This window comes from Propionivibrio sp. (assembly GCF_017995515.1).
GTDB lineage: Bacteria > Pseudomonadota > Gammaproteobacteria > Burkholderiales > Rhodocyclaceae > Propionivibrio.
In genome coordinates, this window is sequence record NZ_JAGOIT010000030.1 from 13,186 (window position 1) to 35,796 (window position 22,611).

Genomic DNA, 22,611 nt, shown 5'->3' on the forward strand with positions numbered 1-22,611 from the left:
CAGCGGATCGCCGTGGGGGGCTCGGCCGCCAACACTGGCGCACCGACGAGACTCAGTGTCGTGCCCAGAGCCGCCAACGCCAGCATCCGCTGCACGCAACGCGCGTTCACATGAAGCTTCATGGCGGCCTCACAGTGTCGCGAAGGGGCGATAGTACGCCGGTCGGATTGGCGCGGAGAAAAAGAAAACGGCGCTTGCGCGCCGTTTCATCTTGAGGCGGACGAAGCTGGTTACTCTTCGAGCACCACGCTCGTGAAAACGTCCTGCACGTCGTCGAGGCCTTCGAGCGCGTCGATCAGGCGCTGCATCTTGGCCGCGTCGTCGCCGGTCAGCTCGGTTTCGTTCTCGGCCTTCATCGTCACCTGGCCGAACTCGGCGGTGAAGCCGGCGGCTTCGAGCGCCTCCTTGACCGTGATGTAGTCGTTCGGCGGCGTGATGACTTCGATCGAGCCGTCTTCGTTGGTGATCACGTCGTCGGCGCCGGCTTCGATCGCCGCGTCCATGATCGCCGCTTCGTCGGTGCCCGGGGCGAACAGCATCTGGCCGCAGTGCTTGAACTGGAACGCGACGCAGCCGTCGGTGCCCATGTTGCCGCCGTACTTGTTGAAGGCGTGGCGAACTTCGGCGACGGTGCGCGTCTTGTTGTCGGTCAGGCAATCGACCATCACCGCGGCGCCGCCGATGCCGTAGCCTTCGTAGCGGATTTCAACGTAATCGACGCCCTCGAGTTCGCCGGTGCCCTTCTTGATCGCGGTGTCGATCTTGTCCTTCGGCATGTTGACCGCCTTGCCCTTGTCGATCGCCACGCGCAGGCGCGGGTTGAAGCTCGGGTCGCCGCCGCCCATCTTGGCGGCAACGGTGATTTCCTTGGCGATCTTGGAGAAGGCGGCGCCGCGCTTTTCGTCCTGGCGACCTTTACGGTGCTGGATGTTGGCCCATTTGGAATGTCCGGCCATGTTAACCTCGTCTGTGTCCTGTGGCGGCACGGCCGTTCGGGGTATCCCGACCACGACTGCGCGCAGCGATTGATGAATGAAACTGATCGATAATACGGGCTGAAGCAGAGCCCGACATTTTACCACCTCCCTTACTTTGCACCCGCTCTGTTCTTACTTCAGGAGTATGAGATGGCTGAACTGCTCGTCGTTGCCCGACACCAGCAAACCGACCTCGCCCTGCTGCCGGCGCTCGCCAACCGCCACGGCCTGATCACCGGCGCGACCGGGACCGGCAAGACAATCACGCTGCAGGTGCTCGCCGAGCGCTTTTCCAGCATCGGCGTGCCGGTGTTCATGGCCGACGTCAAGGGCGACCTGTCGGGGATCGCGGCGCCCGGGATGGAGTCGGCCAAGCTCGCGGAGCGCCTGAAAACGCTCGGCGTCGAGGACTGGGCGCCGGCCAGGTTCCCCGCAGCGTTTTGGGACGTCGCCGGCGAACAGGGCCATCCGGTGCGCGCGACGATTTCCGACATGGGACCGATCCTGCTCGCCCGCCTGCTCAACCTGAACGACACGCAATCGGGCGTGTTGCAGCTGGTGTTCAAGATCGCCGACGACAACGGCCTGCTGCTGCTCGATCTAAAGGATCTGCGCGCGATGGTGCAGTACGTCGGCGAGAACGCGAAGTCGTTTACCACCGAGTACGGCAACGTCTCGGCGGCTTCGATCGGCGCCATCCAGCGCGGTCTGCTGACGTTGGAGGAGCAGGGCGGCGACGTCTTCTTCGGCGAGCCGATGCTCGACATCAACGACCTGATGCAGACCGACGACGGCAAGGGCATCGTCAACATCCTCGCTGCCGACAAGCTGATGAGTTCGCCGCGCCTCTATTCAACCTTCCTGCTCTGGCTGCTCTCCGAACTGTTCGAACAGCTGCCCGAAGTCGGCGACATGGACGAGCCGAAGCTCGTCTTCTTCTTCGACGAGGCGCATCTGCTGTTCAACGAGGCGCCGCCGGCGCTGCTCGAGAAGATCGAGCAGGTGGTGCGCCTGATCCGCTCGAAAGGTGTCGGCGTCTATTTCGTCACGCAGAATCCGCTCGACATCCCGGACAAGGTGCTCGGCCAGCTCGGCAATCGCGTGCAGCACGCGCTGCGCGCCTTCACGCCCCGCGACCAGAAGGCGGTGGCGACGGCGGCCGAGACGTTGCGCCCGAATCCGGCCTTCGATGCGGCGGCGGTGATCACCGAACTTGGCGTCGGCGAAGCGCTCGTCTCCTTTCTCGACGAAAAGGGCCGGCCGACCATCGTCGAGCGCGCCTTCATCCTGCCGCCGGCGTCGCGCATCGGGCCGCTCAACGCGAGCGAGCGCAAGGCGGTGATCGAGGCCTCGCTGGTCTTCGGCGTCTACGAAAATGCACTCGATCGCGAGTCGGCCTACGAAAAGCTGCGCGGCGCGCCCGCTGCGGCTGCCGCGCCGCCGGCGAATGGCGGTGCGTCGCCGATTCCGCCCACTCAGCCGCAGACCCAGGCGCCGGCGCAAGCCGAACCCGCGTCCGGCGGCGGCTGGCTCGGCGGCCTGGGCGATCTGCTCGGCGGCACGACCGGTCCGCGCGGCGGCCGGCGCGAAGGCGTCGCCGAAGCGCTGGCCAAATCGGCGGCGCGCGCCATCGGTTCGCAAGTCGGGCGCGAGATCATCCGCGGCGTGCTCGGTTCGATGCTCGGCGGCAGCGCGCGCCGGCGCTGATCGAGGCGCTTGCGGCGGGGCTGTCTCCCCGCCGGCGGCGCAAATCTTTACACCGTTTTTACTTTCACCGCAGGACAATTCGGTCACGTCTGGTTGCAGGCGGTCCTGTCGGTGAAGGAATCATGTTCCCCTGTCTGTCCCGTTGTTCGCATCGTCTGTCGTCGCTCGCCGCCTGGCAGCAGTACGCGTTGACGTTCGCGCTGTGCGCCGCGATGACGGCGATGGCGACGCCCTTGTCGGCGTATCTCGATCTGGCGAACATCGTCATGTTGTTCCTGCTTGCCGTCCTGCTCGTTGCCGTTCTTCTCGGCCTGCGCCCGGCCGTGCTCGCAGCATTCCTGAGCGTGGCGTTCTTCGATTTCTTCTTTGTTGAGCCGCGTTTCTCCTTCGAGGTGCACGACGGGCAGTATGGGGTGACCTTTGTCGTCATGCTCGCGGTGGCGCTCATCACCGGCCGGCTGACTGCCGGTCTGCGGCGCCAGGCCGGCGAGTCGGCGACCGAGACGCTGCGTACGCGCGCGCTGTACGAAATGGCGCGCGATCTCTCCGGGGCGTTGGTGGTCGAGCAGGTGGTCGAGATCACGCGCAGCTTCCTGCGTCACGTGCTCGGCGCCGACGCCGTCGTCCTGCTTTCCGACAACGCGGGCGAACTGTACGCCGTGTCGCACGCTGTCGTCGGGCGGGAGTCGGCACGTTTGCAGATCGAACCGCGGATCGCTGAAATGGCCTTCAGCAGTGGGTCGCCGGTCGAATGCGGGCCATTGGGCGGCGCCGGTTTCGCCATGCTCTACTTGCCGCTGAAAGCGCCGATGCGCGTGCGCGGCGTCGTCGCCGTAGCGCCGGTCGACGGCGAAGCCGCCGATCTGCTTGCCCAGCGCCAGCGCCTGGAGACGATGGCCTCCTTGGTGGCGATCGCCATCGAGCGCGTGCATTACGTCGACGTCGCGCAGCGCACGCAGGTGCAGATGGTGTCGGAGCGCCTGCGCAGCTCGATCCTCTCGGCGCTCTCGCACGATCTGCGCACGCCGCTTACCTCGCTCGTCGGCCTCGCCGATTCGCTGACCATCAGCCGGCCGCCGCTTGGCGCCGTCGCGCTGGAGACGGCGCTGGCGATTCGCGACCAGGCCGAGCGCATGGCCGGACTCGTCGGCAATCTGCTCGACATGGCGCGCCTGCACGCCGGCGACGTGACGCTGCAGAAGGAGTGGCAGCCGATCGAGGAAGTCATCGGGTCGAGCATCAAGCTGCTCGGGCGTGCGCTCGCCGAGCATCCGGTCAAGGTCACGCTGGCGAAGGATTTGCCGCTCGTCGAGTTCGACGCCGTGTTGATCGAGCGCGTGTTCTGCAACCTGCTGGAGAACGCCGCCAAGTATTCGCCGCCGGGCGCGGGCGTGGCGATCGATGTGGCAAGCCGCGACGGTCTGCTTGAAGTGACCGTGAGCGATAACGGCAAAGGCTTCGCTCCGGCCAACGGGAGCGCCGTGTTCGAGATGTTCGTGCGCGGCGAGGCCGAGTCGACGAAGCCCGGCGTCGGGCTCGGGCTGGCGATCTGCGGCGCGATCGTCGAGGCGCACGGCGGATCGGTCCGTGCCGCGAACGGTGAACAGGGCGGGGCGCGCGTGCGCTTCACGCTGCCGCTCGGCAATCCGCCGAGCATCGTGGAAGAGGCGCCATCGCCCGAGGACCTTGCCTGATGAACGCCCAATCGCCTGCCGTCCTCATCGTCGAGGACGAGAAGCTGATCCGCCGCTTCGTACGCACGTCGCTGGAGGAAGAAGGCTGTCGCGTCTTCGAGGCGGGCAGCTGCGCCGACGGACTGCTCGAAGCGGGCGCCAACAAGCCCGACCTGATCGTACTCGATCTCGGTCTGCCCGACGGCAACGGCGTCGATTTCATCCGCGACCTGCGCGCCTGGTCGGACGTGCCTATCCTCGTCCTCTCGGCGCGCTCGAACGAGAAGGAAAAGATTCAGGCGCTCGACGTCGGCGCCGACGACTACCTGACCAAACCCTTCGGCGTCGGCGAGTTGCGCGCCCGCGCGCGGGCGCTGCTGCGCCGGCAGAGCCGCAGCAGTGAAGAGGCGAGCACGATCGTCGAATTCGGCGAGGTCAAGGTCGACCTGTCGCGCCGCGTCGTCACGCGTCGCGACGAGCAAGTGCATCTGACGCCGATCGAATACCGCCTGCTCTGCGTGCTGCTCGCCAACACCGGCAAGGTGATGACGCAGCGTCACCTGCTGCGCGAGGTGTGGGGGCCGGCCAGCATCGAGAGCAACCACTACCTACGCGTCTACGTCGGCCATTTGCGGCAGAAGCTGGAAGACGACGCGACGCAACCCAGGTACCTGCTGACCGAAACCGGCGTGGGGTATCGGTTTCAGCCGTAGGCGTTTTTGACGTGGATCGGCGCAATGCCCTTCGGTTATTGCGCCCTACCGAAGATTCGTAGGGTGCAATAAGCGCAGCGCATTGCACCGGGATACAAAACAAAGAGAACAATCCATGACACAAACAACCACCTCTGACCACACCCGCCTCGGCGGCCTCGCCCTGGCAGCGCTCGGCGTCGTCTATGGCGACATTGGCACCAGCCCGCTGTATGCGCTGAAGGAAGTCTTCGGCAGCCCGCACCATCCGGTGCCGATCACGCCGGAGAACGTGCTCGGCATCCTGTCGCTGGTGTTCTGGGCGCTGATGGCCGTGGTCAGCGGCAAGTACGTGTCGTTCATCACGCGTGCCGACAATCGTGGCGAGGGCGGCATCATGGCGCTGATGGCGCTCGCACTGCGGCAACAGAAGCCCGGTTCGACCGGGCGCAACGTGATCGTCATCCTTGGCCTGTTCGGCGCCGCGCTGTTCTACGGCGACGGCGTCATCACGCCCGCCATTTCGGTGCTTTCGGCCGTCGAAGGGCTGGAGATCATCACCCCGGCGCTTGAGCCATTCGTCATTCCGCTGGCGTTGATCGTGCTCGCCGGCCTGTTCGTCATCCAGCGCCACGGCACGGCCAGTGTCGGGCGCTTGTTCGGGCCGGTGATGATGCTCTGGTTCGCCACGCTTGGCGTCCTCGGTCTCGCCAACATCGTCGCTGCGCCGGACGTGCTGCGCGCCCTCAATCCGGGCTGGGCCGTACAGTTCTTCGTCGCCAACCCCGGGCTCGGCTTTCTGTCGCTCGGCGCCGTCGTCCTGGTGCTCACCGGCGGTGAGGCGCTCTACGCCGACATGGGGCACTTCGGCCGCCGGCCGATCCAGCTCGCCTGGTTCGGCATGGTGTTGCCGGCGCTCCTCATCAACTACTTCGGACAGGGGGCGCTGCTGCTCACCAACCCGGCGAGCGTGAGCAATCCGTTCTACCTGCTGGCGCCCGGCCGGGCGCTGTATCCGCTGGTGATTCTGGCGACGATGGCCACGGTGATCGCCTCGCAGGCAGTGATTTCCGGCGCCTTCTCGCTGACGCTGCAAGCCATGCAGCTCGGCTACCTGCCGCGCTTCCAGGTGCGCCACACCTCGGAGAGTGAGATGGGCCAGATCTACCTGCCGGCGATCAACTGGCTGTTGCTGGCGGCGGTGATTGCGCTGGTGCTCGGCTTCAAATCGTCGAGCAACATCGCCGCGGCCTACGGCATTGCCGTCACCGGCACCATGCTGATCACCAACCTGCTCGTCTTCGTCGTCGCGCGCGAACTCTGGGGCTGGAAGCTCATGCCGACGGTGTTGTGCATCCTGCCGTTCGTGTTGATCGACCTCGCCTTTTTCTCTGCGAACTCGATCAAGATCCTTGCCGGCGGCTGGTTTCCGCTCGCTTTCGGCCTCTTCGTCTTCATCCTGATGGCGACCTGGAAACGCGGCCGCGAAGTACTGCACGAAAAGCTCGGCCAGGACGCGATCCAGCTCTCGCCGTTCATCGAGAGCCTCGCCCTCGGCGGCGCGACGCGCGTACCCGGCACGGCGGTCTTCCTCACCGGCCGGCCGCAGGGCGTGCCGCGCGCGATGCTGCACAGCCTCAAGCACTACAAGGTGCTGCACGAACGCATGGTGATCGTCACCATCCGCATCTTCGACGTGCCGCACGTGCCGGAAATCGACCGCGTCGAAGTCGCCGACCTGGGCGAGAGCTTCTGGCAGATTACGGTCCAGTACGGCTTCAAGGACGAGCCGGATCTGCCGGCCGCGCTCGCCCTCTGCGCGCATTTCGGGCTGGAATTCGAGATGATGGATACCTCGTTCTTCCTCGGCCGCGAGACGCTGATCCCGCGCCGCAGCAAGGCGATGGCCTATTGGCGCGTCCTGCTTTTCGCGCTGATGTTCCGCAACGCAAGCAGCCTGACGGCCTTTTTCAAGATTCCGTCGAATCGTGTGGTCGAGCTGGGATCGCAGGTGATTCTGTAGGGCGCTGTACCTTCCGGCGAAGCTTAAATCCCCAGCCGTTTGCAAATCTCCAACGTCAGCGCCGACTGGTTCATCGAATAGAAGTGCAGGCCTGGCGCGCCGCCGGCGAGCAGGCGCTCGCACAGCTCGGTCACGATATCGAGACCGAAGGCGCGGATGGCGTCGGTGTCGTCGCCCAGGCCCTCGAACTTGCGGCGCATCCAGCGCGGCAGTTCGGCGCCGCAGGCGTCGGAGAAGCGGGCGAGCTTGGAGAAGCTGGCGATCGGCATGATGCCGGGGACGATCGGGATATCGACGCCCAGCGCACGCACTTCGTCGACGAAGTGGAAGTAGGCGTCGGCGTTGTAGAAGTACTGCGTGATCGCCGAATCGGCGCCGGCCTTGACCTTGCGCACGAAGTTCGCCAGATCGTCGCGCGGGAAGCGTGCCTGCGGGTGCCACTCGGGATAGGCGGCGACTTCGAGGCGGAAGTGGTCGCCGGTTTCCTTGCGGATGAACTCGACGAGTTCGTTGGCGTAGCGGAACTCGCCGGCTTCAGCGGTCCCGGACGGCAGGTCGCCGCGCAGCGCGACGATGCGGCGGATGCCGGCGCTCCGATAGTCGTTCAGGATGTCGCGGATGTTCTGGCGCGTCGAGCCGATGCACGAGAGGTGCGGCGCTGCGTTGAAGCCTTCGGCGGCGATTTCCTTGACGACGGCGAAGGTGCGTTCGCGTGTCGAGCCGCCGGCGCCGAAAGTGACGGAGAAGAACTCAGGCTTGAGGACGGCCAGCTTCTCGCGGACCGCACGCAGTTTTTCGACGCCCTCGGGCGTTTGCGGCGGGAAGAATTCGATGGAGATTTCAGTGTTCATGCGGATCCTTGGCAACCGCCATTCCGGCGCGAACCGGAATGGCGCGGGTCATCAATAGCGGTAGTGCGTCGTCTTGTACGGGCCTTCGACCGCGACGCCGATATAGGCGGCCTGTTCCGCCGACAGCGTGGTGAGTTGCACGTTGAGCGTCTTCAACTGCAGGCGCGCGACCTTCTCGTCGAGATGCTTGGGCAGCGTATAGACGCCGACCGGGTATTCGGCGGTCTTGGTGAACAGCTCGATCTGCGCAATCGTCTGGTTGGCGAACGAGGACGACATGACGTAGCTCGGGTGGCCGGTGGCGCAGCCGAGGTTGACCAGACGACCCTTGGCCAGCAGGATGATGCGGTTGCCCGACGGCAGCGTGATGTGGTCGACCTGCGGCTTGATCTCTTCCCAAGCGTAGCCTTCGATCGAGGCGACGTTGATCTCGGAGTCGAAGTGGCCGATGTTGCAGACGATGGCGTTGTGCTTCATCTTGACCAGATGTTGATGGTCGATGACGTGGTAGTTGCCGGTGCAGGTGACGAAGATGTCGGCCTTGTCGCAGGCGTAATCCATCGTGACCACGCGGTAGCCTTCCATCGCCGCCTGCAGCGCGCAGATCGGGTCGACTTCCGTGACCCACACCTGCGCCGAGAGTGCGCGCAGCGCCTGCGCCGAACCCTTGCCGACGTCGCCGTAGCCGCAGACGACGGCGATCTTGCCGGCGACCATCACGTCGGTCGCGCGCTTGATGCCGTCGACCAGCGACTCGCGGCAGCCGTAGAGGTTGTCGAACTTGGACTTGGTGACCGAGTCATTGACGTTGATCGCCGGGAACTTGAGTTCGCCGCGCTCGTGCATCTGGTACAGGCGATGCACGCCGGTGGTCGTTTCCTCGGTGACGCCCTTGATCTGCGCCAGGCGGGTCGAGTACCACGTCGGATCGGTCTTCAGCTTGGCCTTGATCGCGGCGAAGAGCACGGTGGCTTCCTCGCTGTCGGGCTTGTCGAGCACCGAGATGTCCTTCTCGGCACGGGCGCCGAGGTGCAGTAGCAGCGTCGCGTCGCCGCCGTCGTCGAGGATCATGTTGGAGTAAACGCCCTCATCTCCGTTGGCTGGCCACTCAAAGATGCGGTGCGTGTAATCCCAGTAATCGGGCAGCGACTCGCCCTTGACGGCAAAAACCGGGATGCCGGCAGCGGCGATCGCGGCGGCGGCGTGGTCCTGCGTCGAGAAAATGTTGCACGAGGCCCAGCGCACTTCGGCGCCGAGTGCGACCAGCGTCTCGATCAGCACGGCGGTCTGGATCGTCATGTGCAGCGAGCCGGTGATGCGCGCGCCCTTGAGCGGTTGCGTTTTCGCGAATTCCTCGCGGATGGCCATCAGGCCCGGCATTTCGGTTTCGGCGATGCGGATTTCCTTGCGTCCCCAGTCGGCGAGCGCAAGATCGGCAATGACGTAGTCGGTGAATTTTTCAGCCACAGTAAGCTCCTTAAGAACTGTGACCGGAGGGAAGCGCGGAGAAGGAGCTGAAGGACTTCGGATCAGGCTCACCCGTCTTCCCGTGCCCGGCACGGGTTAATGGATGAGCGCCGTTTAAGGTTCCGAGCCTGAAACTGGCGAACGTCAGTTTTGCAGCGCTCCTCGGATAAGCCGCGGATTATACGCGGTAATTCGCAGTGCAGAGAAACGAGTTACCAGGGATTCCCCGGCAGTCCCGACCACAGTTCGTTGAGGTCCGGGAAGTTCCACTTGGACGGGTCTTCGCGCCCCGCGATCTTGTCCGGGCAGTCCGGGCGCGAAAGGTCGATGATTTCCGGCTTGATGCGGGCGTTCGAGCGCGTCGAATAGAACACCTTGATGCACGGCGTGAGCAGCGATTTTTTCGATTGTTCGACGACGAGCCCAAGACGTCCCGATTTCAGCTTGACCAGCGAGCCGATCGGGTAGATGCCGAGGCTCTTGACGAAGGCCTGAAAGACGGTCGGATCGAAGTGGCCGTTCGACCACTCGGCCATCCGGCGCAGCGATTCGGCCGGGTCCCAACCCGCCTTGTACGGCCGGTTCGAGGTGATCGCATCGTACACGTCGCAGACCGCGCCCATCTTGGCATGGAGACTGATCTCCTCGTTCTTCAGGCGCTTCGGATAGCCGGAACCATCGGTCTTTTCGTGGTGGTGCAGTACGACGTCGAGTGCAATATCGTCGGCTCCGGTGCTGGCGAGCAGCAACTTGTAGCCTTCTTCCGGGTGCGTCTTGATGATGGCGAATTCTTCGTCAGTGAGTTTGCCTGGCTTGTTCAATACATCCATCGGCATCAGCGCCTTGCCGAGGTCGTGCAGCAGGCCCGCGATGCCGAGCCTCTGGGTCAGTTCCTCGTCGAGGTCAAGTTGCCTGGCCAGCGCGATCATCAACGCACAGACAGCGACCGAGTGCATGTAGGTGTAGTCGTCCGCCGTTTTCAGCCGCGCCAGGCTGATCAGCGCGCCCGGGTTGCGGCTCACCGAATCCGTAATCTCCTCGACCAGCTTTTGCGCGCCGATCGTGTCGACGGCCTTGCCCATGCGCGCTTCCTGGAACATCGACGTCACCGCGCGCTTCGATTGCGCGCAGATCTTGGCGGCACGCACGAATTCGGCGGACGCTGGAACCGGCGCTGTTTCGCGCTGCACTTCGGCGGCCTGGCTCAGTTCTTCGTCGACCTGCGCTTCCGATTCGGCCTCGGAGACCGCTGTTTCGCCCGGCGCGACGTCGAGCCCCTTGGCGCTGTCGATCCAGACCTCCTTGATGCTGCTTTCGAGAATGCGTTCGATATCCCTGGGGTCGGTGATGACGAAAGCGGTGCGCCAGAACGGGTGCTCCATCCAGGAGCCGCAGAACTCCTTGAGATGCATGCCGACCTTGAGTTGGTGGACGCTGATTTTCTTGAGCATGGGTTGGTTGTATCGATGGGAAATGGCAAATATGATACTACATTTGCGATGCCGCCGAAGCGCCGCGCGATCCGCGGCCGCACAAATGAAGAAAGGGCCGGATGGCCCTTTCTTCTACTCGGCGAAACTTGCGCTCAGAGGCCGGCGTCGGCCTTCAGCGCGGCGGCCTTGTCGATCGCTTCCCAGGTGAATTCCGGCTCCTCGCGGCCGAAGTGGCCGTAGGCGGCGGTCTTGGTATAGATCGGGCGCAAGAGGTTGAGCGTCTGAATGATGCCTTTCGGGCGCAGGTCGAAGTGGCGGCCGATCAGTTCGACGATCTTCTCGTCGGCGATCTTGCCCGTGCCGAAGGTTTCGACCATCAGCGAGACGGGCTTGGCGACGCCGATCGCGTAGGCGATCTGCACTTCGCAACGCTCGGCGAGGCCGGCGGCGACGACGTTCTTCGCCACGTAGCGCGCGGCGTAGGCGGCCGAGCGGTCGACCTTGGACGGATCCTTGCCCGAGAAGGCGCCGCCGCCGTGACGGGCCATGCCGCCGTAGGTGTCGACGATGATCTTGCGCCCGGTCAGGCCGCAGTCGCCGTGCGGGCCGCCGACGACGAAACGCCCGGTCGGATTGACGAGATAACGCGTCTTGTCGGAGAGCAGCTCCTTCGGCAACACCGGCGCGATGATCTCCTCGATCACCGCTTCGGAGATCTGCGCGTGCGAGATGTCCGGATCGTGCTGTGTCGAGATGACGACGGTGTCGATCGAGACCGGCTTGCCGTCGACGTAGTGCACCGAGAGCTGGCTCTTGGCGTCCGGACGCAGCCACGACAGGCGGCCGTCCTTGCGCACTTCGGCCTGGCGCTGCATGAGGCGATGAGCGTAGTAGATCGGCAGCGGCATCAGCGACGGCGTTTCGTTGCAGGCGTAGCCGAACATCAGGCCCTGGTCGCCGGCGCCCTGATCGAGGTCGAGGCCCTGGCCTTCATTGACGCCCTGCGCGATGTCGGGCGACTGACGGTTGATCGCCGTGAGGATGGCGCAGCTCTTGTAGTCGAAGCCGATCTCGGAGTTGTCGTAGCCGATGCGGCGCACGGCTTCCTGCGCGATCTCGCGGTAATTGATGTGCGCCTTGGTGGTGATTTCGCCGGAGATGACGACGAGGCCGGTCGATACCAGCGTCTCGCAGGCGACGCGGCCTTTGGGGTCCTCGGCCAGGATGGCGTCGAGGACCGAGTCCGAAATCTGGTCGGCGACCTTGTCGGGATGGCCTTCACCAACCGACTCCGAAGTAAAGAGAAACTCGTTGGACATCTGATTCTGCTCCAATAAAAAACCCCGTTGCGGCGGCGTGGCCGGCTCCGGGGTTTGAGCAGACGACGCTTTAGCAGTATTTTGAAACACCATTAAGGTCTTTCCCCGCCCTGCAAGTTGTCCTGATTAACTCGGCGGATGGGATAATTGTAGTTTTTCGTACAACGCGGGTCAAACCCGCGCACAGCAGGGTTATTGCGTGATTTCAATCTTTTATCTCCTCAGCCGCCTGCCGCTCGCCTGGCTGCACGCCCTCGGCGCGCTCCTCGGCTGGCTCGCCTGGCTGCTCTCCCCGACCTACCGCCGACACATGCGCGAGAACATGGTGCTGGCGCTGGGCGAGGACGGGGAACGTCGTGCGCGCTGTTCGGCCATCGCTCATGCCGGCCGCCAGTCGCTGGAGCTGCCCAGGATCTGGTTGCGCCCGCTCGACGAAGCGGCGGGGCGCGTGGTGGAAATATCCGGCTGGGAACTGGTCGAGGAAGCCACGCGCGCCGGCAAGGGCATTCTTTATCTGACGCCGCACTTGGGCTGCTTCGAGATCACCGCGCAGTACCTGTCGACGCACGCGCCGATCACCGTGCTCTATCGTCCGCCCAAGCAAGCCTGGCTGCAGACGATGATCGAGACGGGGCGGGCGCGTGAGCAGTTGCGCATCGCGCCGGCCGACCTGACCGGCGTGCGGGCATTGCTCAAGGCGCTGAAGAAGGGCGAGGCGGTCGGCATGCTGCCCGATCAGGCACCCAAGGTCGGCGAGGGGCGCTGGATCGACTTCTTCGGCAAACCGGCCTATACGATGACGCTGGCCGCGCGCCTCTCCGAGAGCGGGGCGGCGGTAATAATGGTCTGGGCCGAGCGCCTGCCGGGCGGGGCCGGCTACCACTTCCACCTGCAACGGCCGACGCAGGCGATCCTCGGCAACACGGAAGAGCGGGCCAAGCAGATCAGTCAAGAAATCGAGACGCTGATCCGCCAGTGTCCCGAGCAGTACCTCTGGGGCTATAACCGCTACAAGCGGCCGCGCGGCGTCGAAGCGCCGCCGGAGGTGGCCTGATGCAGCTGGTTTTCTGCTTCTACAAGTATTTCCCCTTCGGCGGTTTGCAGCGCGATTTCATGCGCATTGCGCTCGCTTGCCAGGCGCGCGGACATGCGATTCGCGTCTACACGCTGGAATGGACGGGCGACGTGCCGGCCGGTTTCGAGGTCGTGCGCGTGCCGGTTCGGGCGCTGAGCAATGCGCGGCGTTACGCGAAATTCACCGATTGGGTGGAGAAGGACTTGAAGCGCCGACCGGCGGATCGCGTCGTCGGTTTCAACAAGATGCCGGGACTCGATGTCTATTTCGCGGCCGATCCCTGCTACGAAGAAAAAGCGCGGACTTTGCGCAATTCGCTGTACCGGATGTCGGGACGCTACCGGCATTTCGCTGCGTACGAGCGCGCCGTGTTTGCGCCGGAGAGCCGGACCGAGATCCTGATGATCTCGTCGCTGCAGCAGCCGTTTTTCGAGAAGCACTACGCGACGCCGGCGCGCCGTTTCCATCTGTTGCCGCCGGGCATCTCGCCGGACCGACGCGCGCCGGCGAATGCCGCCGAGGTGCGCGCCGGGTTTCGTGCCGAGTTCGGCCTGGCCGAAGAAGACCTGCTTCTGCTTCAGGTCGGCTCCGGGTTCAAAACGAAGGGGTTGGACCGAAGCCTGAAGGCGCTAGCGAACCTGCCGGATGAACTGCGGCAGCGCACGCGCCTGATCGTCATCGGCCAGGATGAACCGGGCGCTTTTCTCCGACAGGCGGCGTCGCTCGGCGTCGGCGAGCGTGTCAGTATCCTGCAGGGACGCAGCGACATTCCGCGCTTCCTGCTCGGCGCCGACGTGCTGATCCATCCCGCTTACAACGAAAACACCGGCACCGTCTTGCTCGAAGCGCTGGTCGCCGGGCTCCCCGTCCTGGCAACGGCGGTTTGCGGCTACGCGCACTACATCGAGGAAGCCGAGGGTGGGCTGGTCGTTCCCGAACCGTTCACGCAGTCGCGCCTGGACGCGCTGCTCGTATCGATGCTCGAGGACAAGGCGGCGCGGCAACGTTGGCAGGCCAATGCGTTGGCGTTCGCCGAGACGGCGGACATCTACAGCAATGCCGAGCACGCCGCCGATCTGATCCTGAAAGATCGCGCATGACCGGGCCGACCCTTTTCGTCGGGGAGCCCTTTGCTTCCCTTTGGTCCGGTCTTGACCCGTTTGTCGCGGTCGAGGCGCTCAAGGGCGAGGTATTCCGCGAACTGGAAGCGCGCCGTACCTTGCGCATCGAAGTTGCCGGCCGCGGCTACTTCGTAAAAATCCATCGTGGCGTCGGCTGGAAGGAAATCCTCAAGAACCTGCTCTCGTTGCGTCTGCCGGTTCTCGGCGCGGGCAACGAGTGGCGGGCGATTGCCCGCCTCGCCGAACTCGGTGTCGATACGATGCACGGCGTCGCGTTCGGCCAGCGTGGCCGCAATCCGGCGACGCAGCATTCGTTCATCGTGACCGAAGAACTCACGCCGACGATCAGCCTCGAGGACTACTGTCGCGATTGGCCGAGTGCGCTGCCGCCCGTGACGTTCAAACGTGCCTTGATCAACCGCGTAGCGGACATGGCCGGCCGCATGCACCGGGGCGGCGTCAATCATCGCGATTTCTACATCTGCCACTTCCTGCTGCATCTCGATCCGGAGCCGACGGTCGACTGCTTCAGGCTCTCGCTGATCGACCTGCATCGCGCGCAGCTCAGGGGGCAGACCCCGCGCCGCTGGCGTGACAAGGACCTGTCGAGCCTGTATTTCTCGGCTTTGAGCATCGGACTGACTCGGCGTGATCGCCTGCGTTTCCTGCGTACGTACTTCGAGAAGCCCTTGCGCCAGGTCCTGCGCGACGAGGCGCGGCTGCTGGCGCACATGGAGCGCGAGGCGAACCGTCTTCAGGAGCGCTACCTGCGGAAATACGCGAAGGGCGCGTCGTGACGGAACGAGTCGACGCAGCCGCCTTGCGGGCTGCCGGACGGGCACCGGCGACGCCGTTTTCCGTAGCGCTGGCCGACGGTTCCTGCGTCGTGATCGAGCGTTTGCTGCGCGTTTTGCCTGGCAAGCGGATCGTCGGTGAGGGATGCTGGAACGGCCGCCATGTGCTGGCGAAACTGTTCGTTGCGAACGGCAGCGTGCGGCATTGGACGCAGGAGAGGAGCGGCATCGAAGCCCTGTCCGAGGCCGGTGTGCCGACGCCCGGGATCGTGCTGGCGGATGCGTTGCCCGGCGCCGGCCACGTTCTGCTTACCGAATTTGTCGAAGGTGCGCTCAGTCTGGCCGAAGTGTGGAAGCCGCTTTCGTCATCGCCGGCGGGGAACGACGCGGCGCTCGCGGTGCTCTCGCCGGCCTTTCACGCGCTCGGTCGCCTGCACGCGGCCGGTCTGGTGCAGGCCGATCTGCATCTGGGTAATTTCCTGCAGGGCGGCGAGGATATCCTTGTCATCGATGGTGACGCGGTTCGTTCAATCACACCGGGGAAACCGTTGGACGAGCAGCAGGCCTGTGCGAATCTTGCTGTCCTGCTCGCACAATTGCCGATGGTGTGGGATGCGTACCGCTCGCCACTGCTCACTGCCTATGTCGCGGGCGGCGGCGTGCAGCCGACCGACCCGGCAACGCTGGACGAAGCGGTTTCCCGCGTGCGCGCCTGGCGGTTGCGCGACTTTCTCGGCAAGACCTTGCGCGACTGCACCTTGTTCTCGGTTGTGCGCGGTGCCTGGCGCTTCTCCGCGGTACGACGCAGCGAGGAGGACTTTCTGGCGCCGATCATGGCCGCTCCCGATGACGCGATGCGCGGGGGGCTGTTGCTCAAGGACGGGCGTACCAGCACCGTCGCACGCGTGGAACGCGAAGGGCGCGAGCTGGTGATCAAGCGCTACAACCTGAAGAACCTGCGTCATGCCCTCGCGCGCTTCTGGCGCCCCAGCAGGGCATGGCATTCCTGGCGCGAAGGGCATCGCCTGGCGTTCTTCGGCATCGCTACGCCAGCACCGCTGGCCTTGATTGAAGAGCGAATCGGGCCGCTACGCCGACGGGCCTTCCTGGTCACGGAACACTGCCCGGGGGTGAATCTGCTTGAGCTGCTTTCAGGCGATGTGGTGCCGCAAGGTGATGTGGCGCAGGCCATCGTCGATCTGTTCAAGTCCTTGCACGATGTGCGCATCAGCCACGGTGACCTGAAAGCGACGAATCTGCTCTGGCACGCCGGGCGGGTACTCCTGATCGACCTCGACGCGGTGCAGCAACACACCTCGCCGCAACGCCATGCGAAGGCTTGGCAGCGCGATCGCGCCCGCCTGTTGCGCAACTGGCCATCAACGTCGCCGTTGCATCAGTGGCTCGACGCCAACCTGCCGCCTGCGGCTTCCTGGCGGACGATGCGGAAAACCTGAATCGCCGGCGCTTGCGATTCGTCCTCTGGCCAGCGGAAGATCCGGCGCGTGCCCGGAAAGCGGTCGGCCACGCCCAGCGATTCGATGCCCGCGCCATCCGTCGCGAGACCAAGCGGCCCGGTCGCGTTGGCCAGCAGCTCATCGAGTGCCGCCTTGTCGATGAGCGGGTGGAACGTGCCAAGGTAGAACTGGAGCGTTGCCGGCGTTCCCCAGTGGTGCAAAGTGTTCGGATCGATACCGTGGGCTTGCATGGCGCTTGCCGCGAGTTCGGCGTTGCGCGCCAGTTGCAGTTCTCGCCCGAGAACGGAGGTGCCGAGGTTGCCGGGACCGACTGAATGAACCGCGTTGTAGGTGGCGCCGATCAGGATGCAGCTGATCACGACGGCGACGCCGGCGAACTTCGTCTTGCCCATGCGCTCGGCCAACCGCGCCATCTCTCGTCCCGCGAGAAGTGCGCCGGCGGGCCAGAGGACGAAGACCGGATCGGCGCCTTTCTGCCCGGTCAGCGATACGACCAGCAGTCCGCCAAGAAGCCACGTGGCAAGGAAACGCTCGAAGCTTCGTTCGTCGGCGTCGGCAGTCGAATGACGAAGTTGCCGCACCAGCGCGACGAGAAGAAAGAGGCTGAACGGCAGGTAGCGCATCAACAGCGCGACGATGGGGCTGAGCAACTCGCCGGCGCTCCAACCGCTTGCTGCCGGCACAAGCATCGTGGTTGCTTGCCCGAACCCTACCGTGAGTCCGGCGGGAATCAACCACGCCAGGACGACGCCGAAGAACAAAGCAAGGGCCGCGAAATATGGCCCGCTCGCTGTCCCGCGTTGAGAATCGAGCCGGTCGTTCCAGACGCAGGCTAGCAATCCTCCGGCGGAAAGAAGGAGGCCCTGCGCACCCATTGTCAGCGTCGCCAGCGCACTCGTCAGGGAAAAGAGAAGCCAGCGCTTTCGTTCGCCTCCGGACTCCGGCCATGCTGTTGAGCAAACCAGTATCGCCGTAGCGACGATGCACGCGAATACCGGATCGGGACTCACCAGCGCAATGTGTTTGGCCGTTGCCGGTGACAGCAAGAAAGCTATGGCGGCGAGACCGGCGGATAGTTCGCCAAGGCGTCGACGTCCGATCTCGAACACCCACACGCTGATCGCGAGGACGGCGAGAAACGATGGCAGAACCACGGCCACGCGGTTGAGCCCGAACACGGCAGCGAAGGGAGCCATTATCCAGGTGTGCAGTGGAGGTACGGACATCGCGACATTGTTCAAGTCGTGTTGTACGAAGAAGTGGCCTTGCGTCATAAGGTCGAGGAGATAACCAATGCGGTTCGGCTGGCCGTAGCTTTCGAGGTCAGTGGTTCCGTGCAGGCGGATCAGAAAGACGAGCGTTGCGACGGCACAAACAGTGAGGAGCCACAACAAGCGAGGGGAATGCCGGATGGTCATACAGGAGGCGTGGATAAAGTCGGTTGTAGAGTTCGTCGGGGATTACGCGCCTTTGCCGACGTATTCGCGAAACCAGTCCGCCCAACGGCCAATGCCCGTCTCGAGTGACGTGCTCGGGCTGAAGCCGATGTCGCGTTTGAGGTCGTCTACGTCGGCGAACGTCGCGAGCACGTCGCCGGGCTGCATCGGCAGGAAGTTCTTCCTTGCTTCCTCACCGAGCGCCTTTTCGATCGTGTTGATGAACACCATCAGCTCCACCGGCTGCTGGTTGCCGATGTTGTACACGCGGTACGGTGCTCGGCTGCTGCCCGCGTCGGGATAGTTCGTATCGAAGCCGGGGTTGGCTGCTGCGATGTGGTCCATGACGCGCACGGTTCCCTCGGCGATGTCGTCGACGAAGGTGAAGTCGCGCCGCATCTTGCCATGGTTGAACACATCGATCGTTCGGCCTTCCAGGATGGCGCTGGTGAAGAGCCAGGGCGACATGTCCGGGCGGCCCCACGGGCCATAAACGGTGAAATAGCGCAGTCCGGTCGTCGGCAATCCGAACAGATGGCTGTAGCTGTGGGCCATCAGCTCGTTCGACTTTTTCGTTGCCGCGTACAGGCTGACCGGGTGGTTGACCTCGTCGTGGACCGAGAACGGCATCCGCGTGTTGGCACCGTAAACGCTGGAACTGCTGGCGTAGACGAGATGCTCGACCGCGTTATGGCGACAACCTTCGAGCACGTTGCCGAAACCGACCAGATTGCTCTGGATGTAGGCCTGCGGATTGGTCAGCGAATAGCGTACCCCGGCCTGCGCGGCCAGATGGATGACGCGATCGAAGCGCTCGCTGGCGAACAACGAAGCCATCGCTACGCTGTCGGCGACATCCATGCGGACGAAGCGAAAGTTCGCGAACGGCGCGAGGCACTCAAGGCGCGCAGCCTTGAGACGTGGGTCGTAATAGTCGTTCAGGTTGTCGATCCCGACGACTTCTTCGCCGCGTTGCAGAAGGAGGCGCGCGACGTGCATGCCGATAAAGCCGGCAGAACCGGTAACCAGGATTTTCATGTCGCTCGAATACCTGTAGAGAAGGAGGCCAATACACGTTCGCACATGGCGCGTTGTATCGGGTCAGTTCCGGCGCGCTGCACAGCCGGGGATGAGTGAAGGGGAGGTATCATAGAGTCAAAGCTCAGACACTGGAAGGCATGCGGTAAGCGGTAAAGGCGTCCGGCTTTGGTTTGGGTCCAGTGGATAATCAGGTTTTGTGACGAGAGAACGAGGAATGGGCAACTGGTATTTGAATCCAGAGTATCGCGATGGCGATGTCGCAGCATACTTCCAGGACATCGACGCTGTGTTCTCTCTCGAAGGCGAAGTGGTATCGCGCGATCCGCTTTGCCGGGTTTTGCGAGTATCGATCGACGGCCGGTGCTATTACGTCAAGCGCTATGTTGGAAATGGCAAGGGCCTGGTGCGCCAATGGTTTGGTTTGCGCGGCCTGCTGGCACCGCAGCGGGTGATGCGGGAAGCACGGAATTTCCTGTTTTTTCGCGAGCATGGTGTGCCGACGGCGACGGTTGTCGCTTACGGGCTTGAGCGATCCTTCGGCAGTTTCGTTCGCGGCGCCTTGGTAACGGAAGAAGTGCCACAAACCCGTGATCTGGCAAAGACCGTGCGCGAACATCCCGAGTATCTAAAAAACAAGCCGTGGCTCGAAACCGTATCGAAGCAAGTCGCGGACATGACTCGCACGCTTCATGACGCAGGGTTTGCGCACAACGACCTGAAGTGGCGCAATTTACTCGTGGACGAAGGGCTGTCGCCCAAGGTCTACATGATCGATTGCCCCTTTGGCAACCATTGGTGGCACATCTTTCTGCAATACCGGATCGTCAAGGACTTGGCATCACTCGACCGGGAGGCGAAGAACTACCTCTCCCGAAGCCAGCGACTGCGTTTCTACCTGGCGTACGCACGCTTAGGTCGCTTGAATGCGGGTTGCAAAAGGCAGATCCGGCGAATTGCCAGGTTCTACGATAGCCAGCGGCTACGCCACCGATTCCGTTGATCCTTCGCTGAACTGCAACGCGTGCAAGCGGGCGTAGTGCCCGTTTTGCGCGAGCAGTTCGGCATGGCTTCCGCGTTCAACGATGCGGCCCTGATCCATGACCATGATCACGTCGGCCTTTTCGATGGTCGACAGGCGATGCGCGATGACGATCGTCGTTCGATCGGTCATGACGTGATCGAGGGCCGCTTGAATGTGACGCTCGGACTCGGTATCGAGTGCCGATGTTGCTTCGTCGAGGATGAGGATCGGCGAGTCCTTCAGGATGGCGCGCGCGATCGCCAGACGCTGACGTTGTCCACCCGAGAGCAGAACCCCGTTTTCGCCGACGAGGGTGTCGAATCCGGCCGGGAGGCGGTCGACGAATTCCTTGGCGTAGGCGGATTCAGCCGCTGCTTCGATGCGATCTCTCGGCGTATTGGCCAGGTCACCGTAGGCGATGTTGTTGGCGACGGAATCGTTGAACAGGGAAACTTGCTGGGTGACCAGTGCGATGTGTTGCCGGAGGTTTCGTAGCGTGTAGTCCTCGACATCGACGTTATCGATCAGGATCTGGCCGATTTCGTGGTGATAGAAACGCGGGATGAGGTTGGCGAGCGTCGACTTGCCGCTGCCTGAACGGCCGACGAGCGCGATCATCTGCCCAGGCTCGATCGAAAAGCTGATGTCGTCCAGAATGATCTGTTCGGATCCCGGATAACGGAAGGTGAGATTCTTGACGTCAATACGACCGTCGACGCGATCTTTCTCGACCGTCCCCCTGTCCAGCTCCGGCGATTCGTCCAGTTGGGCAAAGATGCTCTCCGCGCCGGCGAGGCCCTTCTGGATCGTTTCGCTTACTTCGGACAATTGGCGAATCGGCTTGGGCAGCATGCCGGCGGCGGTAATGTAGGAAACCAGATCGCCAGCCGTGGAATCGCCGCGAAGAAGCAGAACGAGGAACAACACCGTCGCCATCGTGCCGAAGATCACCAATTGCAGCGCCGGCGTGAACGTTGCCGCCGTCTTGACCATCTTCAGTTGCTTGCGCGTATTTTCGTCGCTCGCCCGCTGGAAACGCGCCGATTCATAATCCTCTCCGCCGAAACTGCGCACGACCTTGTAGCCGTGGATCGTTTCGGAAGCGACATGAGTGAGATCACCCATGGCTGCTTGAATCTTCCGGCTTTGTTTCCGGAATTTCCGGCTGGCGCTGCTGACCATGACGCCTATGATCGGCAGGATGGCGAACATGACGAGCGTCAGCTTCCAGTTCATCCACAGCAGATAGACGAACAGAAAAACCACGGTCATGCCTTCGCGAATCACCACCTTGATGGCGTCGGTGGCGGCGCCGGTGATCATGGTGACGTTGTAGGTGATGCGCGAAACGAGATGCCCGGAGTTGTTCTGGTCGAAATAGGCGTTGGGCAGGCGAAGCAGGCTGTTGAAGAGCGTTTGCCTGAGATCGTTGATCAAACCCAGCGAGACACGAGCCAGATAGTAATTGCCGACGAATGAGCCAAGGCCTTGCCAGGCGACCGCCAGTACGATCAACAGCGGAATGCCGTAAATGAGCTCCATTTCGCCGATGAGCGGGAAACGGTAGGCAGTGGATGACGAAGCCGAAAGTCCATCGACAAAATACTTGAGAATCCCCGCAAGCATCGGCTGTGACGAAGAAAACGCGATGTATCCCAGGATGCTGGTCAGGAAGTACTTGGCGAACGGCCGGACGTACCCGAGAAGTCGCAGGTAGATCTTGAATGAACTGTGGGACGTCGTATTGGCGGACATTTCTTTGCCGGTCTTTGGGGTGGGCGAGAATAGTAGCATGTCGTCCGATTTCGCCCGTCGGGTTAGACTAGCGCCTTTGTTCGATCGCTTCGCTGACCGGCTTTCTGGGGGCGTGAGTCATCGAATCAGGAGATTGGTTGCTGGTGACTCTGTCACCGTTCTGTTTAAGCTAGACATTGAGTGCGGGATGTTTCAGATGAGTGTTGCCGATGCCGTTCAGTAAAGTTCACTTGCAGTTCGGGTGGGCAATTGTTTCGAGTCTCGTACGCGGCGGGCTGTCACTGCGTGGAGGCCATCGCCCGGTCGCCGGACACCAGATCAGCAACGCCTTTGTCGGTGTGGGTGTTGCTGCTGCCGACGATTCCGAGGTGGATGACTACATCCTTGATCGGCTCCGGGAGGCGGGGATTCGTCACGTGCGAATCGATTTTTCGCCAGGAGATGAAAAAAAGGCGGCGGCCCGCCTTCTGTCGAGACTGATTGCTGACGAACTCAAGGTAACGCTTCATCTTGTTCAGCCGTTTGACGACGCCAAGCAGATGCCTGCCCCGGAAGCGTCTGAAAAATGGCAGAGATTTGTCTCCACGACATTGGATCGATTCGGTGCGACGGTCGAAATCGTCGAGGCTGGCTCCACGACCAACAGAAAGCGCTGGGCGGGGCATTCCATCCCCGGTTTTCTGGCGATGTGGGAGATCGTCTGGAAGGAGGTGCGCGCGCGCGGCCTGACCCTTGCCGGGCCGAGCGT

General features: G+C 63.3%; 18 protein-coding genes and 1 riboswitch. Of the genes, 10 read left to right on the top strand and 8 right to left on the bottom strand.

All coding sequences use genetic code 11. The annotated features are described in order from the left end of the window. Positions 1-230 precede the first annotated feature (230 nt). Positions 231-956 carry a YebC/PmpR family DNA-binding transcriptional regulator gene (locus KBA32_RS06910; protein ID WP_294356847.1) on the bottom strand — a complete coding sequence of 242 codons (726 nt, stop codon included), beginning with the start codon at positions 954-956 and terminating at the stop codon, positions 231-233. A gap of 171 nt (positions 957-1,127) precedes the next feature. On the opposite strand from KBA32_RS06910, the gene KBA32_RS06915 reads away from it, so the two are divergent. The 4 genes from KBA32_RS06915 (at position 1,128) to KBA32_RS06930 (ending at position 7,072) form a co-directional block, all read left to right on the top strand. After that, positions 1,128-2,684 (top strand): helicase HerA-like domain-containing protein, encoded by a 1,557-nt coding sequence (locus tag KBA32_RS06915; RefSeq protein ID WP_294356848.1) that lies wholly within the window; start codon positions 1,128-1,130, stop codon positions 2,682-2,684. A gap of 122 nt (positions 2,685-2,806) precedes the next feature. Then, on the top strand, positions 2,807-4,378 hold the full coding sequence (locus KBA32_RS06920; RefSeq protein ID WP_294356850.1) for a DUF4118 domain-containing protein: 1,572 nt from the start codon (positions 2,807-2,809) through the stop codon (positions 4,376-4,378). Continuing rightward, positions 4,378-5,070: a two-component system response regulator KdpE gene (kdpE, locus tag KBA32_RS06925; protein ID WP_294356852.1), complete on the top strand. Its 693-nt coding sequence runs from the start codon at positions 4,378-4,380 to the stop codon at positions 5,068-5,070. Before KBA32_RS06920 ends, kdpE begins: the two co-directional genes overlap by 1 nt. A 115-nt stretch (positions 5,071-5,185) precedes the next feature. After that, positions 5,186-7,072 (top strand): potassium transporter Kup, encoded by a 1,887-nt coding sequence (locus KBA32_RS06930; protein WP_294356853.1) that lies wholly within the window; start codon positions 5,186-5,188, stop codon positions 7,070-7,072. Positions 7,073-7,095: 23 nt separating this feature from the next. Here the strand turns inward: KBA32_RS06930 and metF are convergent, their stop codons facing one another. The 4 genes from metF to metK all read right to left on the bottom strand — a co-directional run bounded on the left by metF (position 7,096) and on the right by metK (position 12,142). After that, positions 7,096-7,923, bottom strand: coding sequence for a methylenetetrahydrofolate reductase [NAD(P)H] (gene metF / locus KBA32_RS06935; RefSeq protein WP_294356854.1), 828 nt, complete (start codon positions 7,921-7,923; stop codon positions 7,096-7,098). A 51-nt stretch (positions 7,924-7,974) separates the two neighbouring features. Further along, complete coding sequence (ahcY, locus tag KBA32_RS06940; RefSeq protein ID WP_294356856.1) at positions 7,975-9,390, bottom strand: adenosylhomocysteinase; 1,416 nt, start codon at positions 9,388-9,390, stop codon at positions 7,975-7,977. 98 nt (positions 9,391-9,488) lie between these two features. Beyond that, positions 9,489-9,560, bottom strand: a riboswitch (S-adenosyl-L-homocysteine riboswitch). A 42-nt stretch (positions 9,561-9,602) separates the two neighbouring features. Further along, a complete protein-coding gene (locus KBA32_RS06945) occupies positions 9,603-10,841 on the bottom strand; it encodes an HD-GYP domain-containing protein (protein WP_294356858.1) in 1,239 nt (412 codons plus the stop codon). 134 nt (positions 10,842-10,975) lie between these two features. Beyond that, positions 10,976-12,142, bottom strand: a complete 1,167-nt coding sequence (gene metK, locus KBA32_RS06950) for a methionine adenosyltransferase (RefSeq protein ID WP_294356860.1) — start codon at positions 12,140-12,142, stop codon at positions 10,976-10,978. 199 nt (positions 12,143-12,341) lie between these two features. Between metK and KBA32_RS06955 the strand changes: the two genes are divergently transcribed. The 4 genes from KBA32_RS06955 to KBA32_RS06970 are packed head-to-tail and all read left to right on the top strand — an operon-like array spanning position 12,342 to position 16,589. Next, on the top strand, positions 12,342-13,196 hold the full coding sequence (locus tag KBA32_RS06955) for a lysophospholipid acyltransferase family protein (RefSeq protein WP_294356862.1): 855 nt from the start codon (positions 12,342-12,344) through the stop codon (positions 13,194-13,196). Further along, a complete protein-coding gene (locus KBA32_RS06960) occupies positions 13,196-14,317 on the top strand; it encodes a glycosyltransferase family 4 protein (RefSeq protein ID WP_294356864.1) in 1,122 nt (373 codons plus the stop codon). The genes KBA32_RS06955 and KBA32_RS06960 overlap by 1 nt, the downstream gene beginning before the upstream one ends. Beyond that, the gene (gene rfaP, locus KBA32_RS06965) at positions 14,314-15,135 is read left to right on the top strand and encodes a lipopolysaccharide core heptose(I) kinase RfaP (protein ID WP_294356867.1); all 822 of its coding nucleotides are present in this window, start codon (positions 14,314-14,316) and stop codon (positions 15,133-15,135) included. Before KBA32_RS06960 ends, rfaP begins: the two co-directional genes overlap by 4 nt. Next, positions 15,132-16,589 carry a lipopolysaccharide kinase InaA family protein gene (locus KBA32_RS06970; RefSeq protein ID WP_294356869.1) on the top strand — a complete coding sequence of 486 codons (1,458 nt, stop codon included), beginning with the start codon at positions 15,132-15,134 and terminating at the stop codon, positions 16,587-16,589. The genes rfaP and KBA32_RS06970 overlap by 4 nt, the downstream gene beginning before the upstream one ends. Here the strand turns inward: KBA32_RS06970 and KBA32_RS06975 are convergent. Together KBA32_RS06975 and KBA32_RS06980 are read right to left on the bottom strand one after the other, a co-directional pair. Continuing rightward, complete coding sequence (locus KBA32_RS06975) at positions 16,529-18,028, bottom strand: ArnT family glycosyltransferase (RefSeq protein WP_367113758.1); 1,500 nt, start codon at positions 18,026-18,028, stop codon at positions 16,529-16,531. The genes KBA32_RS06970 and KBA32_RS06975 overlap by 61 nt on opposite strands. 42 nt (positions 18,029-18,070) lie before the next feature. Further along, positions 18,071-19,084 (bottom strand): NAD-dependent epimerase, encoded by a 1,014-nt coding sequence (locus KBA32_RS06980; RefSeq protein ID WP_294356871.1) that lies wholly within the window; start codon positions 19,082-19,084, stop codon positions 18,071-18,073. A 217-nt stretch (positions 19,085-19,301) separates the two neighbouring features. On the opposite strand from KBA32_RS06980, the gene KBA32_RS06985 reads away from it, so the two are divergent. Beyond that, entirely contained in the window at positions 19,302-20,087 is a 786-nt protein-coding gene (locus KBA32_RS06985) for a lipopolysaccharide kinase InaA family protein (RefSeq protein ID WP_294356874.1), read from the top strand. On the opposite strand, the gene msbA is transcribed toward KBA32_RS06985, so the two are convergent. Continuing rightward, positions 20,067-21,863, bottom strand: a complete 1,797-nt coding sequence (msbA, locus tag KBA32_RS06990; protein WP_294356877.1) for a lipid A export permease/ATP-binding protein MsbA — start codon at positions 21,861-21,863, stop codon at positions 20,067-20,069. The two genes, KBA32_RS06985 and msbA, sit on opposite strands and share 21 nt — an antisense overlap. Before the next feature lie 209 nt (positions 21,864-22,072). Between msbA and KBA32_RS06995 the strand changes: the two genes are divergently transcribed. Continuing rightward, positions 22,073-22,611 (top strand): hypothetical protein (locus KBA32_RS06995; RefSeq protein WP_294356879.1); only part of this gene is annotated, 539 nt, incomplete at its 3' end.